Source organism: Microbacterium sp. TNHR37B (genome assembly GCF_001620065.1).
GTDB lineage: Bacteria > Actinomycetota > Actinomycetes > Actinomycetales > Microbacteriaceae > Microbacterium.
In genome coordinates this window covers 305,921-320,680 of the sequence record NZ_LQGV01000001.1, presented here as the reverse complement: position 1 = coordinate 320,680, position 14,760 = coordinate 305,921, and the positions used below count along the sequence as shown (strand labels likewise).

Annotated in this window: 14 protein-coding genes and 1 tRNA gene; 4 read left to right on the top strand and 11 right to left on the bottom strand. The window is 70.1% G+C overall.

Annotation, left to right across the window (positions count from 1 at the left end):
- Positions 1 to 38: 38 nt before the first annotated feature.
- The 5 genes from AVP41_RS01575 to AVP41_RS01555 all read right to left on the bottom strand — a co-directional run bounded on the left by AVP41_RS01575 (position 39) and on the right by AVP41_RS01555 (position 4,735).
- Complete coding sequence (locus tag AVP41_RS01575; RefSeq protein WP_067159801.1) at positions 39 to 998, bottom strand: helix-turn-helix transcriptional regulator; 960 nt, start codon at positions 996 to 998, stop codon at positions 39 to 41.
- Positions 995 to 1,990 carry a helix-turn-helix transcriptional regulator gene (locus tag AVP41_RS01570; protein WP_197464236.1) on the bottom strand — a complete coding sequence of 332 codons (996 nt, stop codon included), beginning with the start codon at positions 1,988 to 1,990 and terminating at the stop codon, positions 995 to 997. The genes AVP41_RS01575 and AVP41_RS01570 overlap by 4 nt, the downstream gene beginning before the upstream one ends.
- Positions 1,991 to 2,083: 93 nt before the next feature.
- On the bottom strand, positions 2,084 to 3,040 hold the full coding sequence (locus tag AVP41_RS01565; RefSeq protein ID WP_231902639.1) for an FKBP-type peptidyl-prolyl cis-trans isomerase: 957 nt from the start codon (positions 3,038 to 3,040) through the stop codon (positions 2,084 to 2,086).
- A 4-nt stretch (positions 3,041 to 3,044) separates the two neighbouring features.
- Positions 3,045 to 4,058: a tRNA (adenine-N1)-methyltransferase gene (locus tag AVP41_RS01560; protein ID WP_067159795.1), complete on the bottom strand. Its 1,014-nt coding sequence runs from the start codon at positions 4,056 to 4,058 to the stop codon at positions 3,045 to 3,047.
- Positions 4,055 to 4,735, bottom strand: coding sequence for an HAD family hydrolase (locus AVP41_RS01555; protein ID WP_067159792.1), 681 nt, complete (start codon positions 4,733 to 4,735; stop codon positions 4,055 to 4,057). Before AVP41_RS01555 ends, AVP41_RS01560 begins: the two co-directional genes overlap by 4 nt.
- 98 nt (positions 4,736 to 4,833) lie before the next feature.
- Here AVP41_RS01555 and AVP41_RS01550 point away from each other — a divergent pair, with 98 nt between their 5' ends.
- Positions 4,834 to 5,700 carry a PAC2 family protein gene (locus tag AVP41_RS01550; protein WP_067159789.1) on the top strand — a complete coding sequence of 289 codons (867 nt, stop codon included), beginning with the start codon at positions 4,834 to 4,836 and terminating at the stop codon, positions 5,698 to 5,700.
- Positions 5,701 to 5,739: 39 nt separating this feature from the next.
- On the opposite strand, the gene AVP41_RS01545 is transcribed toward AVP41_RS01550, so the two are convergent.
- The 5 genes from AVP41_RS01545 to AVP41_RS01525 all read right to left on the bottom strand — a co-directional run bounded on the left by AVP41_RS01545 (position 5,740) and on the right by AVP41_RS01525 (position 11,315).
- Positions 5,740 to 6,576 carry an undecaprenyl-diphosphate phosphatase gene (locus AVP41_RS01545; RefSeq protein ID WP_067159786.1) on the bottom strand — a complete coding sequence of 279 codons (837 nt, stop codon included), beginning with the start codon at positions 6,574 to 6,576 and terminating at the stop codon, positions 5,740 to 5,742.
- A 9-nt stretch (positions 6,577 to 6,585) separates the two neighbouring features.
- Positions 6,586 to 7,884, bottom strand: a complete 1,299-nt coding sequence (locus tag AVP41_RS01540; protein ID WP_067159783.1) for a M20/M25/M40 family metallo-hydrolase — start codon at positions 7,882 to 7,884, stop codon at positions 6,586 to 6,588.
- Between the two features lie 210 nt (positions 7,885 to 8,094).
- Positions 8,095 to 8,180: transfer RNA gene (locus tag AVP41_RS01535), tRNA-Leu, on the bottom strand.
- 66 nt (positions 8,181 to 8,246) lie between these two features.
- The gene (locus AVP41_RS01530; RefSeq protein WP_067159779.1) at positions 8,247 to 9,341 is read right to left on the bottom strand and encodes a VIT1/CCC1 transporter family protein; all 1,095 of its coding nucleotides are present in this window, start codon (positions 9,339 to 9,341) and stop codon (positions 8,247 to 8,249) included.
- Positions 9,342 to 9,476: 135 nt separating this feature from the next.
- On the bottom strand, positions 9,477 to 11,315 hold the full coding sequence (locus AVP41_RS01525) for a DEAD/DEAH box helicase (RefSeq protein ID WP_067159776.1): 1,839 nt from the start codon (positions 11,313 to 11,315) through the stop codon (positions 9,477 to 9,479).
- Positions 11,316 to 11,379: 64 nt separating this feature from the next.
- On the opposite strand from AVP41_RS01525, the gene AVP41_RS01520 reads away from it, so the two are divergent.
- Positions 11,380 to 12,252, top strand: coding sequence for an SGNH/GDSL hydrolase family protein (locus tag AVP41_RS01520; protein ID WP_067159773.1), 873 nt, complete (start codon positions 11,380 to 11,382; stop codon positions 12,250 to 12,252).
- Positions 12,253 to 12,276: 24 nt separating this feature from the next.
- Here AVP41_RS01520 and AVP41_RS01515 read toward each other — a convergent pair whose 3' ends face one another.
- A complete protein-coding gene (locus tag AVP41_RS01515) occupies positions 12,277 to 13,116 on the bottom strand; it encodes a TrmH family RNA methyltransferase (RefSeq protein ID WP_442922769.1) in 840 nt (279 codons plus the stop codon).
- Positions 13,117 to 13,235: 119 nt separating this feature from the next.
- Between AVP41_RS01515 and AVP41_RS01510 the strand changes: the two genes are divergently transcribed.
- Entirely contained in the window at positions 13,236 to 14,081 is an 846-nt protein-coding gene (locus tag AVP41_RS01510; RefSeq protein ID WP_067159769.1) for a Sir2 family NAD-dependent protein deacetylase, read from the top strand.
- A 40-nt stretch (positions 14,082 to 14,121) separates the two neighbouring features.
- A complete protein-coding gene (locus AVP41_RS01505; protein WP_067159766.1) occupies positions 14,122 to 14,727 on the top strand; it encodes a histidine phosphatase family protein in 606 nt (201 codons plus the stop codon).
- Positions 14,728 to 14,760: the final 33 nt, after the last annotated feature.

Genomic DNA, 14,760 nt, shown 5'->3' with positions numbered 1-14,760 from the left:
AGGTACGGCCAGTGTAACCGACCCGCGCCCGCGCGGCCTCAGTGATACTGCGCGAGCCCCGCCTCGGCCCACGCGGCGACCGCTCGTCGCGCCTCGTCGGGCGAGCGCACCTCGACGTCACCGCCGTGACGGGTCGCCACCCGTTTGAGGGAGCGCTCGTCCGCCACCCGGATCTGGGCGCTGCGCATGTCGCCCTCCCCCGTCACCGAAGAGGCGTCGAGGTACTCGGCGAGCAGGGGCAATGTCGCGGCGCGCACGCGCAGGTCGACGACGGCATCGGTGTCGCTCGGTTCGAACAGCTCCGGCACGCGCTCGCCCCCGTGAGTGATGGGGATGTCGCTCAGCCGCACGTCGGACACCCGGTCCAGGTGGAATGTCCGCATCGCCTCACGGAGATGACACCAGCCCTGCAGGTACCACTGCCCGGACGCGATGTGAACCTTGACCGGGTCCACCGTGCGGGTCGTGACCGGCGAATCGGGAGCCTTGTAGGTGAACGTGACGGCGACCCCCGCTCGAACGGCGTCGGCGACGGTCACACGCACGTCGTCGACCGCTTCGGGCGCGACGATCACCTCGGCCGGCACCCCGGAGGCACCCCGCGCGAGCTTGGCGAGGAGACCTTGGACGACGCCGCTATCCCCCACGCCGGGAAGACTGGCCGCCAGCTGGAGACCGGCCAGCAGGGCTGCCGCTTCTCTCGCCGTCAGTCGCGGCGTGCGCTCCAGGCCCACCGTGTTGGTGATGGAGATGACGCCGTGCTGGTCCAGCAGATCCCAATCGATGTCGAACAGGTCGTTCGCCATCTGCCAGAAACCGCTGTCACCCGGCAGCCCGATGACGGTGAGCTTCTCGACCATGGCGCGCATCTGCGCCTCGGACACCTCGAACTCGGCAGCCGCCTCAGCGAGCGAGACCTCCCCCTTGCCGATCAGATACGGGACCAGCTGGAGGATGAGTGCGGCGCGATCGGTCGCCAAGAGCGGCTTCGTGTTCACGCGGGACTCCCCTCATGGAGCTCGAGAGTGCGCTGGAGGCGACGGATGACTTTGGCGCGCAGATCGGCCGGCTCGACCACGCGCACCTCGGGACCGTACGAGGCGAGTTCGTCGGCGAACACCTCGGCATCGACGTAGGGCACCCGGATCCCCTGCTCCGCGGTCGCACCTCGACGCGTCAGACGAAGCGCCGCCTCGGTGCCGGGGTCGACCTCCAGCAGCGCCTGCTGCCGATCGGCCACCTCGCGCAGCCCCCGCAGCGCACGGTCTCCGGCGCCGTCTCGCAGCGCGGGATCGAACTCGCGTTTGGTGATCCGCACGTCCGAGGACACCCGCGACAGGAGGAAGGTGCGCTCGGCCTGCTGGTCGAGATCGAATCCGAAGACGTGCCACCGTCCCTCGTACTCGACCAGGGCCAGGGGGCGAAGTCGACGTCGCCGCGCCGCGTCCTCCCCCGCCTTGACATAGTCGAACTCGACGACCCGCGCCTGCTCGATCGCACGCTGCAGCGGAACGAAGGCGGGCTCTCGGAGGTTGATCCGCGGCGAGTAGCCGATGATCGGCGCATCGACATCGTTGCCGAGAGCGCGGATCTTGCGCAGCCCGCTGCGCGCCTGCGCCGACATGGAGCTCTCACTCCACACCCCACCGGCCAGATTGAGGACGGCCAGCTCGGCCGGAGTGAAGTCGATGTCCACGGGGAGCTCGTACTCGCTCGTGGGAACGCGATAGCGCGCTTCTCGGAGATCATCCGGATCGGAGTAGTCCCCGATCGTTTCGATCGGGACGCCGAGCCCGCGGAGATTCTCCTTGTCCCGCTCGAACATCTTCTCGAGAGCGTCCTTGCTCGCCCCCGCCTCGACCTGCTCGCGGTAGCCCGACACGGAGGAAAGGATCGTGTCCTTGGTCAGCCCCTGCTCGGTGGCCAAGAGCGCGACGACGAGGTTGACCAACCGCTCCTCGGGAGCGATGCGCGTCGATTCGGTGGCCACGCGATTCATCCTAGGTCGATCCCGGCAACGCGGGTCGGCGGCCCGCCGCGCGGACCCGTCGGCGGGGACCGGTGGTCGTGGCGAGCGTGGGGACTACTGAGAAGCAGCAGGCTTCTGGTCGACGCCGAGCACGTCCACGACGAACACGAGCGTCGCGCCGCCGGGAATGGCCCCACTGCCCTTCTCGCCATAACCGAGCTCCGGCGGGATGACCATGAGGATCTGCGATCCGACCGTCGCACCTTCCAGCGCCTTCGCGAAGCCCGGGACGACGCCATCCAGGGTGACGACGGCCGAGGCTCCGGACTCCCACGTGGAGTCGAACACCTTCCGATCGGCCCACGTGACGCCGGTGTACTGCACGCGGATCGAGTCGGCGTCCGTCACTGTGGGTCCGTCGCCGCGCTTGAGCACCTCGACCGCGAGATCTGCCGGCGGCGCGGCATCCGGGACGATGATGCCGGGGGCACCAGAGGGAGCGAGAACCACCGACGGCATCCCGGGACGATCGTTGTACTGCGGGGCTCCGTCGGCAGCGGCGAGGTACACGCGCTGGAGGTCGAGCACCACGGCGATGGAGTCGCCCTTGCTCAGGCCCATGCTCGATGCCGCCTCAGGTGAGACCGCATCAACGGGCATGGCGCCGACGATGCGCGAGCCTTCGGTGGCGCACATCATCATGTCCGCCAGCCCGGCGTAGTGCTCACGCCAGCCCGACAGAGGACGGGCGTCGGTGGGTGTAGCCACGAGCGTCTCTCCCGTCGCGCCGTTGGCCAGCGTGATGGAGAACGCCACGTCCTGCGTCTCAGCGGTCACCCGGGTGCCGGTGCCCACCGTCTCGTCCACGAACGAGGTGCGGGAGACGTGCACGGGGTCTTTGACCGAGAGGGTCGGCTTCCCGACCTCGCCGGACGCGTCGATGAGCCCCAGGGCGCTCGACTCGGCGTGCGGACGCTCGCAGGACGCGTTCGGAGCGGACGACGAACAGCCCACCAAGGCGAAGGCGGAGAGCCCGATGACGGCGACAACAGCAGAGATCCGACGCAGCACCGGATCAGTCTACGTCGTCACCCGTGGAGTTCTCGGTCAACGCCCGCCCGCCACCTGCCGCGCGCTGGGCTTCCCGCACGCGCTTGCGGAGGTTCTTGTCGGTGATCTCGCGATCGCCGACGGCCCCCGGAGTCCAGACTTCGACGTCCTCGTCGGAGTAGGACGGCTTCTTCAACGCCCGCTTGCGCACGTCGGGCGGAATCGCGCCCGGCGCCAGACGACGTGCCGTGATGAGGAACCCGGTGTGGGCGACCATCCGGTGATCGGGTCGGACGGCCAGCCCTTCCACGTGCCATCCCCGCACCATCGTCTCGGTGGCCTCGGGCTCCGTGAACAGTCCCGTGCCGCGGAGGTACTCCGCGACACGGCTCAGCTGCGTCGCCGTCGCGATATAGCAGAGGACGACCCCGCCGGGAGCCAGGGCATCGGCCGCCACGTCGATGCACTCCCACGGAGCGAGCATGTCCAGGACGACCCGATCCACCGACCCGGGCTGAGCGGTGGAGGGCAGTTGTTCGACCAGATCGCCGACCACGACGTCCCAGTTCTCCGGCACGTGCCCGAGGAAGGTCTCGACGTTCGCCTTCGCAACGTCGGCAAACTCCTCTCTCCTTTCGAAGGAGGTGAGCGTGCCCTCGGCACCGATCGCCCGGAGCAGCCACAAGGACAACGCCCCCGAGCCGACGCCGGCTTCCACGACGCGCGCCCCCGGGAAGATGTCGGCAGCGGCGAGGATCTGGGCTGCATCCTTGGGGTAGACGATCGCTGCCCCTCGCGGCATCGACATCACGAAGTCGCGCAGGAGCGGCCGCAGGGCCAGGTAATCGTGGCCGGCGCTGTTGCTGACGACGGAACCGTCGGGGAGGTCGACGATCTTCGCGTGCGGAAGGACACCATGATGCGTGTGCAGTTCTCCGCCTTCGCGCAGGGTCACGGTGTGCATACGGCCCTTCGGGCCGGTTAGCTGGACACGATCGCCGTAGCGGAACGGCCCACGGGGACGGAGGTCGGTGTTCACGCGCGGGCCTTCCGGTGGTGTCGGGCGAGGGCATCGGCGAGGTCCTGCGGCGTGCAGCCCTCCAGGGTCGGCCAGATCTCGGTCACGCCGGAACCGGCCAGCGAGACCACGTTGGGAACCCCGATGGTCGTCACTCCCGCCGCGACGGCGGACCGGGCACCGTTGGGCGAGTCCTCGATCGCGACGCACTCCCCGGGAGCCACACCGAGGATCTCGCAGGCTTGGAGATACGGATCGGGAAACGGCTTGGGGCGGGGGACGTCGTCGCCGCCGATGACGAGGTCGAAGGCCTCGAAGTCGATGAGTTCGACGATCTCGGTCGCCATGCGCCGCAGCGACATCGTCACGAGGGCGGTCCGGACGCCCGCGTCGCGCAGGTCGCTGAGGAGCTGGCGCGCGCCGGGGCGGAAGGGAACGCCCTCGCGGCGGAGCGAGGCGCGAACCTCGTCGGTAAGGCGATCGACGATCTCGGGCACCGCCAGGCGCACACCGGCCCGCTGTAGGACGCGGGCGGCGTCGTCCAAGCCGAGACCGACGAGTTCGAGCGACTTCTCGTGCGTCCACTCGCCCCCGAAGCTCTCCACGAGGGGGCCCTCTGCGGCCATCCAGTACGGTTCGGTGTCGACGAGGGTCCCGTCCATGTCCCAGAGAACGGCGGCGGGGAGGGCGGAACTCATCGTTCCATCGTATCCAGGCGCCGGCGCGGTGCCGACGCGCCCCCGCGACCAGCGCGCGGCGTATCGTGGGTGAACATCTCCCGGACGGAAGGAGCGGAGTGGACGGTCTCGGTCAGCGCGTGCTGGTGATCGCCTTCGACGGCTGGAACGATGCCGGTGAGGCCGCATCGGCCGCGGTCGCGCATCTGCGCGCCTCCGGAACGTATGAGGAGTCGTACAGCGTCGACCCCGAGCTGTACTTCGACTATCAGTACACCCGACCCCAGGTCCGCCTCACCTCTGAGGGCGCGCGCGAGATCGTCTGGCCCGACGCCACGCTGTGGCGCCCACCCGCCTCGGCCGCCACGGCACCCCGGCTCTGGCTCTTGAGCGGTGTGGAGCCCGCACGGGCTTGGCAGGCCTTCGCCTCGGAGATCGTCGACGCCGCCCTGAGTGAGGACGTGACCGGGATCGTGGCGCTCGGGTCGATGATGTCGGATGTCCCTCACACCCGCCCCATCTCCGTCTTCGCCGGAAGCGACAACGAGAACCTGCGCACCTCGCTCGGTCTGGAACGCCCCACCTATGAGGGGCCGGTCGGCATCCTGAGCGTCGTCGCCGCCGTCGCCGAGGACGCGGGCATCCCGAGCGTCGCCCTCTGGGCGAGCGTCCCCGCGTACGTGGCCGGGCACTCCCCCTCCCCCAAGGCGACCCTCGCGCTCCTGGACCGCCTCGGCGACATCACCGGCGCGGAGATTCCCCGTGGCGAGCTCCCGGCCGAAGCGCTCGCGTGGGAAGCCTCGATCGATGCGGCCGCGGCGGACGACGAAGAGATGACCGAGTACATCCGGCAACTCGAGGCGACGCGAGACACCTGGGACTCCCCCGAGGCCTCCGGTGATGCGATCGCGCAGGAGTTCGAACGCTACCTGCGTCGCGGCGGCGAGGGGCCGTCGAAGCCCGGGCGCGACGACCCCCGCCGCTGAGGGCCCTCCCGCCCGACGGACGAACCGGGTGCGTCAGGCTCAGTACGCCTGCAGGACGCCCGTCGCCAGCAGGATCAGGAGCACGACGCCCAGGACCAGCCGGTAGAGCACGAACGGCAGGAAGCTGCCGCGCTTGAGGTACTGCATGAGGAAGGCGATGACCGCCAGCCCCACGGCGAACGCGACCACCGTCGCCACCCCGGTCTGCAGCATCGTGAAGGCCTGCGTCCCCGGCTCCCGCAACGCGTGGAAGAGCTCGTACAGGCCGCTGCCGAACACCGCAGGGACGGCGAGAAGGAAGGCGACCTCCGCGGCGGCGGGACGCGTGTACCCGAGCGCCAGCCCCATCGTGGTGGTTGCGCCGGATCGAGAGACGCCCGGGATGAGGGCGAGCGCCTGCGCGAAACCGAGGGCGAGACCGTGCGGGTAGGTGAGGTCCTTCTCGGTGCGATTACGTGCGCCGAGGGCATCGGCGATACCGAGGATGAGGCCGAAGACGATCAGGACGATCGCCACGAGCCACAGGTTTCGGAACGTGTCGCGGATGACGTCCTGGAACAGGAATCCGAGAACTCCGATGGGCAACGTGCCGATGATGACGATCCAGCCCATCCGGGCGTCCGGGTCGTTGCGCGGCACGCGCCCGGACAGCGACCGGAACCACTGCGCGATGATGTGGGTGATGCGGCTCCAGAAGTAGACCAGGACGGCCAGCTCGGTGCCGATCTGCGTGATGGCGGTGAAGGTGGCTCCGGGGTCCTGTGCGGCGGGGAGGAACTCCCCCACGATCCGCAGATGCGCGCTGGAGGAGATCGGGAGGAACTCGGTCAAGCCTTGGACGATGCCCAGGATGATCGCGTCGAAGAACGAGCCCATGGTGGCCTCTCAGTAGTCGCGGATGAGATCGGTCAGAACCTGCTGGCCGAAGACGAGGGCGTCGAGGGGAACGCGCTCGTCGACGCCGTGGAACATGCCCGTGAAGTCGAGGTCGGCGGGCAGGCGCAGCGGCGCGAAACCATAGCCGGCGATGCCCAGTTGCGCGAGCGCCTTGTTGTCGGTGCCGCCGCCCATGAGGTACGGGATCACGGGGACGCCGGGGTCGTGGCGGCCGAGGGCCGCGACCATCGCCTCGGCGAGGGGACCGGAGAACGGCACCTCGAGCCCGATGTCACGGTGCGAGACGTCCACGACGATGTCATCTCCCACGATCCGCTGGATCTCGGCCAGTACTTCGTCCTCACGCCCCGGCAGCGTGCGAACGTCGATCGTGGCGACGGCGGCATCGGGGATCACGTTGTGCTTGTACCCGGCGGTGAGCCCCGTGGGGTTGGTCGTGGTGCGCAACGTGGACTTCAGGAAACCCGACGCGGCGCCCGTTGCGTCGGCGACGGCATCGGGATCGGCGGGGTCACCGCCGCACAGGGCGGCGAGCCCGTCGATCGTCTGACGGGTCGTGTCCGTCAGCGCGATCGGCCAGGAGGTGCGCCCGAGAGCGGCGACGGCCTCGGCGAGGCGGGTCACGGCGTTGTCGGGGTGGAACCTGCTGCCGTGGCCGGCCGTGCCCCGCGCCCGCAGCCGAAGCCACACGAGCGCCTTCTCCCCCACCTGGAGGAGGTAGGCGCGCTGTCCCGCCACCGGGATCGAGTACCCGCCCACCTCGCTGATCGCCTCCGTGGCGCCCCGGAACCACTCCGGCCGGTCCCGGACGACCAGTTCGGAGCCTTCGACGCCGCCGTTCTCCTCATCGGCGAAGAAGGTGACGATGAGGTCGCGGGCGGGTTGCTCGCCGGCGCGCAAGAGGTCGGCGACCGAGGTGAGGATCATGGCGTCCATGTCCTTCATGTCCACGGCCCCACGGCCCCAGAGCATGCCGTCGCGAATCACGCCCGCGAACGGGTCGACGCTCCAGTCCTCGGCGACCGCAGGGACCACGTCCAGGTGTCCATGGAGTACGAGAGCCGGAAGCGACGGGTCTCGTCCCGGAACACGCGCGCTCAGGTTCGTCCGACGGTCGATCGGCTCGTAGTACTCGGGTTGCAGCCCGAGCGACTCGAGGAACGCCCCGACATACTCCGCCGCCTCGCGCTCGCCGCGTGCGCGCCCTTCCCCCCAGTTGGTGGTGTCGAAACGGATCAGATCTCGGGCGACGCGCGCGACCTCGGGAAGATCGTCAATCTCGGGCATGCGCTCCACGGTACCGGGTCGGCGCGACCACGCCCCGTTCGACGCGACGGCCAGGAACCCTCAGGTGGCGCAACGTGCTGCCTCGCTGCGAATGAGACGACAGAACGCGCCACCTGAGCGGGGTGGGGTGGGGCTGGGGCGAGGCTGGCGGGGCGGCAAAGAAACAACCCCCGGCCGGATAATCCCCGGTCGGGGGTTGTTTTCTCTCTGTGCGCGAGGGGGGACTTGAACCCCCACGCCCGTTAAAGGGCACTAGCACCTCAAGCTAGCGCGTCTACCTATTCCGCCACCCGCGCATGGGTGTGTGGTTGTCACCAACCGAGGACCGAGCCTAGCACGTCCGGCGCGGCCCGACGAACCGGCTACGCGGCCGACACCCCGAAGAGGAGGCCGAGCAGATACGTGATCGCCGCAGCTCCGAAACCGATCGCGAGCTGGCGCAGCCCGCGTCGCAGCGGCGGTGCGCCCGAGAGCAGGCCGACGGTCGCGCCCGTGGCGACGAGGGCGAGTCCGACCAGCGCCAGAGCCAGGAGCACCGCGGACAGACCCGACAGGCCGAACAGCCACGGGACGACGGGGATGATCGCACCAGACGCGAAGAAGAGGAAGCTCGATCCCGCGGCCCCGAGGGCGCTGCCGACCACTTCGTGCTCGCCGGCGGCTTCGCGCGGCCGGATGAAGGGGGCCGAGCCGTCCGAGCGCTGGGCCGCGCCGACGATCGAACGGGCGTGTTCGAGAGCCTCCTCCGCGTCCATGCCGCGAGTGCGATAGACGAGGGCGAGCTCGTTCGCGTCGAGGTCGAGATCGGCGAGCACATCGTGGCCGTACGTGTTGGGCTCGGTCGCATCGAGCAGCTCACGCTGCGAACGGACCGAGACATACTCCCCCGCGCCCATCGACAGCGCGCCCGCGAGAAGGCCCGCGATGCCGCTGAAGAGGACGAACTGCGGAGCCACGCCGGTCGCGCCGATCCCCATGACCAGGGCGAGGTTGGAGACGAGGCCGTCGTTGGCCCCGAACACCGCCGCGCGGAAGGTGCCGGACAAGCGGCGTCGCCCGCGGGCTGCGAGGCCGCGGACGACCTCCCCGTGGATCTTCTCGTCGGCCACCATGCGCGGTGTGGCGAACGGCTCGGTGTCATAGGGCGAGCGCGCTTCGGCGTTCTGCGCGAGCGCGAGGACGAAGATGGAGCCGAACTTCCCGGCCATCCATCCCAGCGCCCGGGATCGAGTGCTGGCCCGCGGCAGCCGCTCGGGCTCGCCTCCCAGCAGTTCCTGCCAGTGCTCCTCGTGACGGCCCTCCGCCTCGGCGAGGGCGAGCAGGATCTCGCGCTCCTCTCCCGTCCGCCTTCCGGCGAGCTCCCGGTAGACCTGTGCCTCGGCCCGCTCGTCGGCGAGGTACTGCGCCCAGCGGCGACGGTCTCGAGCGGACGGCTCGGTGAGGGGGGCGGCGTTCACGGCTCTCTCCAGATGGGTGAGGGGGACGATCCACGGTATCCAGGCGCGAGGCGCGGGACGTCGCGTTCGGCGGAACTGCCAGCATTTCGGGCGACCGCAGGAACCCGCTCCTCCCGTCGTTCCGGGACCGACCGGTCAGGAGCGCACGCGCGAACGGAGCACGTCGATGCGCGCCTGCAACTGCGCCACGGTCGCTCGGGCCACCTCGGGTCCGCCGCAGATCCGACGCAGTTCGGCGTGAACGGCGCCGTGAGGCTCTCCGCTTTGACGCGCGTACAGCCCGACGAGGCTGTTCAGGAGCTGCCGCTGCTCGCGGAGGGTGCGGTGCAGGGGTGCGGGGAGAGACTCCTCGCCCTCGGTGGTCTCGGCTGCGCCGGCCGCCCGTTCCCGTGCACGCCGGTGGCGCGACTGGCGCGCTTGCCGCTGCATCAGCAGCTCGTGGACGTGCTCGGGCTCCAGGAGCCCCGGCAAACCCAGGAACTCCTCCTCCTCGGGCGTCCCCGGTACCGCCAGCTGACCGAACTCCTTGCCGTCGTAGAGCACCCGGTCGAAGTGCGCGACGGATCCGAGCGCCTGGTACGTGAACTCCTCGGTCAGGGCGTCGGAGGCGCTCTCCTCCCGCTCGGCCGATTCGAGGAGATCGTCGTCGAGCCCGTCTTCCCCGTCGCTCTCCCGGTCCAGCGCGTGATCGCGCTCCCGCTCCATCTCCCCCGCGAGGTTCAGGAGCGGCGGCACGTGCGGAAGGAAGACCGACGCCGTCTCGCCGCGCCGGCGGGCCCGCACGAACCGGCCGATCGCCTGGGCGAAAAAGAGCGGCGTGGACGCGCTCGTGGCGTAGACCCCGACGGACAGGCGAGGAACATCCACTCCTTCGGACACCATCCGCACGGCGACCATCCAACGACTGGTTGACTGCGAGAACGTCTCGATCCGTCCCGAGGCGGCCTTGTCGTCGGAGAGGACGACGGTGGGCGCCTCCCCGGTGATGTCGCGCAGGATCGCGGCGTAGGCGCGGGCGGCGGTCTGATCCGTGGCGATGACGAGGCCGCCCGCATCGGGAACCTCCTGGCGCACCTCCGACAACCGCCGGTCGGCCGACTGCAGCACGGCGGGAATCCAGTCGCCTTCGGGATCGAGAGCCGTCCGCCAGGCCTGCGACGTCACGTCCTTCGTGTTGTCCTGCCCCAGATGGGCCTCCAGCTCGTCGCCGGCCCGCGTCCGCCAGCGCATCTTCCCGGCGTAGACGAGGAAGAGCACAGGACGCACGACGCCGTCGGCGAGCGCCCGCCCGTACCCGTAGCTGTAGTCGGTGCGGGAGAGCCGGATGCCCTTCTCGTTGGGGTGGTACTCGACGAAGGGGATCGGCGCGGTGTCGCTGCGGAAGGGCGTTCCTGACAGCAGAAGCCTGCGCGTGGCCCGTCCATAGGCCTCGCGGAGAGCGTCGCCCCAGCTGAGCGCGTCGCCTCCGTGATGGACCTCGTCGAGGATGACGAGCGTGCGGGCGTCCATCGTCAAGCGCTGATGGACGGAGGCCTTCACGGCGACCTGCGCGTAGGTCACCGCCACGCCGTGGTAGTGGCGTGCCGGGGCATGGTGGCGGTTGCTGAAGCGGGGGTCGAGGCGGATGGACACCCGGGCGGCCGCGTCAGCCCACTGCGTCTTCAGGTGCTCGGTCGGAGCGACGACCACGATGCGATCGATGACCCCGCGTCGGAGGAGCTCGGAGGCGAGCCGGAGGGCGAAGGTCGTCTTTCCGGCGCCGGGGGTGGCGGCGGCGAGGAAGTCGCGCGGGCCCTTGCCGACTCCGTCGGGTCCATCGGCGTCGAAGTACGCTTCCAGGGCCTCGGCCTGCCAGGCACGGAGGTTCTGCGCGGTCCCCCACGGCGCTCGCTGCGGGAAGGCGGGTGACAGGTGCTCGGCGGCGAAGCTCCCGAAATGGGACCCCTCGCTTCCCGCCTGCTCGTCCGCCGTCACGAGTGACCACCCTAAACGCTGGGCGCGAGGGGTAGCCTCGAAACGACCACGAGTCGAGGAACAGATGCGCAACAACGAACCGACACCCGACGATCACCGCTCCCCCTACATCCCGAACGACTCGCCCCATCCGTGGCGGCGCATGGTGTCGCTCGGCGACTCGTTCACCGAGGGGATCGGCGACCCCATCCCGGGCACGCCCGGCGCGCACCGGGGCTGGGCCGACCGTGTCGCCGAAGTGCTCGGCTCTCAGGTCGACGACTTCGCCTACGCCAACCTCGCCGTCCGCGGAAAGCTCATCGGCCAGATCGTCGCCGACCAGGTGGAGCCGGCGATCGCTCTCAATCCCGACCTCATCACGTTCTCCGCCGGAGGCAACGACGTGATCCGGCCGGGAGGTGACCCGGACGCGGTCGCCGCACTGTTCGAGGACGCGGTCGTCCGGTTGTCGTCGCGCGGCGCGACACTCGTCGTCTTCACCGGCATCGACACCAACTTCACGCCCGTCTTCCGGGGCATCCGCGGGCGGGTGGCCATCTACAACGAGAACATCCGGGCCATCGCCGAGCGCTACGACTGCGTCGTGGCCGACCAGTGGGCGCTGAAAGAAGTGCAGGACATGCGGTTCTTCGACGATGACCGGCTTCACCTGAACGCTCTGGGGCATCACGAGATGGCGCGGATGGTGCTGCGCACCCTCAACGTTCCCAACGATCTCCAGCCCATGCAGCCCGACCCCCTCCCCTCGCTGACCTGGCGCGAGGCGCGGGCGAACGACATCGTGTGGGCGCGGCAGCACCTGGTGCCGTGGGTGCTCCGGCGCGTGCGTCACCAGTCGTCGGGCGACCACATCACCGCGAAGCGACCTGAGCCGCTGCCGATCGAGACGGTCGCCCCCGGCGCAGACCGCGACGCGCGTCCGGGGAGCCCCGCCTAGACGAGACGTCGGCGGTCTGGGAAGTCAGCGGAGCGCCCAGAGCGCGACCGCGGATGCTGCCGCGACGTTGAGTGAGTCGACTCCGCCGGCCATCGGAATCGTCACGACGGTGTCGGCTGCCTCCAGGGCCCGGCGCGAGAGGCCGTCGCCCTCGGTGCCGAGGACGAGTGCCACCCCCGGCGGACGGCTCGCCGCGAAGGCGTCGAGCGTCACTGCTTCCTCGGCGAGGGCCAATGCGGCGATATGGAGCCCCGCGGCATGCACCTGCTCGCGCGCCTCCGGCCACTCCGGCAGACGCGTCCACGGAACCTGGAAGACGGTACCCATGCTCACCCGGATGCTCCGCCGATAGAGGGGGTCGGCGCACCGCGGCGTCACGAGCACGGCATCGGCCCCGAGACCTGCCGCGCCCCGGAAGGCAGCCCCGACGTTGGTGTGGTCGACGATGTCTTCCAGCACCAGAACCGTCCGTGCCCCCGCGACCACCTCGGAGACCGAACGCAGCGCGGGACGATGCATGGCGGCGAGGGCACCGCGATGGACGGCGTATCCCGTCACCTGTTCGGCGACCCGGTCGGAGACGACGTACACCGGCACATCGACGACGCCAGCCGCCGAGAGCAGACCGCCGATGTCGGCGAGCCACTTCTCCTGCACCAGCACGGATCGCGGGTGGTGACCGGCGGCCAGGGCGCGCGCGATGACCTTCGCCGACTCGGCGATGTACAGCCCCTCCTGTGGCTCACGCACCCGCCGCAGCGCCACGTCCGTCAGGTCGCGATAGTCCGACAGACGCGGGTCGGCAGGATCGTCGATCGTCACGGAGGGGGGCGGCGTGGTCGGCTCGGACGCGGGGATCGGCACGCCTCCACTGTGTCACGGCATGATCCTCTCGGCCGACGCAGGCGTGCGGGCCGACGAAACACAACCGAAAACCGGACGGCGTAGAGTGCAGTCGACGACCTGGGGAGAAGGCGAGCGCGATGACGACGGTGGTGCACGACGACGCGGCGACGGCGGCGGATATCGACCGCGCCGTCGAAGCCCTCGCCGGGCGTCGTGTCGCCGTCCTGACCGGAGCCGGCGTATCGACGGACTCCGGTATCCCCGACTACCGCGGCAAGGGAGCACCGGTGCGCACGCCGATGACGGCGCAGCAGTTCCTCGCGAACGACGATGCCCGCCGGCGCTACTGGGTCGGAAGCCACCTCGGGTGGCGCACCTTCGCCGCCGCCACCCCCAACGCCGGCCACATCGCTCTGGCCGAGATGGAGCGCGCCGGAGCGGTCAGCGGCGTCGTGACCCAGAACGTCGACGGCCTTCACCTTCGCGCCGGAAGCCACCGGGTCGTCGAACTCCACGGCACGATGCGCCGCGTCTTCTGCACCCATTGCGGACAGGTCTTCGACCGGCGGGATCTCGCCGCACGCGTCGAAGCCGACAACCCTTGGATCACCGTGCCCGAGCGCGTCGCTCTCGGACCCGACGGCGACGTCCTTCCCGAGAGCACCGAGGGATTCCGGGTGCCCGCCTGCACAGTGTGCGGTGGACTGCTCAAGCCCGATGTCGTGTTCTTCGGCGAGTTCGTCCCCCTGGAGAAGTTCCGCGAGGCGGAGCAGCTGCTCCGCGGAAGCGACGCTCTCCTGGTGGCGGGCTCCTCACTCGTGGTCAACTCCGGCGTGCGACTGGTCGAACGCGCCCGACGCCGCCGGATCCCGATCGTCATCGTCAACCGCGGCCAGACCCGCGCCGACAGCACCGCGACGGTGAAGGTCGATGCCGGAACGACCGAAGTGCTGCACGCGTTGTCCGTGGCGCTCACCGGCTGACCGGGCGCTCCTCCCCGGGCGTCGAGGTTAGGCTCGAGAGGTGACCACGCTGACCCTCGTCCGGCACGGAGAGACCGACTGGAACGCCCGACGGCTGATCCAAGGCTCGACCGACATCCCCCTCAACGACACCGGCCGGCAGCAGGCACGAGAAGCGGCCGAGAGCCTGCGATCGCGTCTCGACCTCGACGCACCACTCGTGGTCGCGTCCAGCGACCTCTCCCGCGCGCGGGAGACGGCGAGTATCATCGCGGACGTCCTCGGGGCGACGGCCCCGCGCGCGTACCCGGCCCTCCGCGAGAGGGGCTACGGGGAGGCCGAGGGCGTCGGCATCGAGCAGTTCCGCGAGACCTGGGGCGCGTGGGAAGACGCGGTCGTCCCGGGCGCGGAGGCCTGGGCCGACGTGCGGGTGCGTGCCATCGCAGGCCTGCGCACGGCGATCCGCGACGCCCGCCGCGACACCTTCCCGCTCGCGCCGTCGCTCGTGGTCGTCTCGCACGGTGCGCTCATCCGGGAACTCATCCGTCACGCCACCGGCGGTGCCTTCCCTGCTGCTGGCGAACGCCTCGCCAACGGGTCCGCGCACACCTTCCTCATGGAGCGTGATCGGTTGAGCTTGCTCGACTACGCGGGCATCGCGTCCTAGCTGCACGTCACCGAGATCGCGATCGCGCGACCC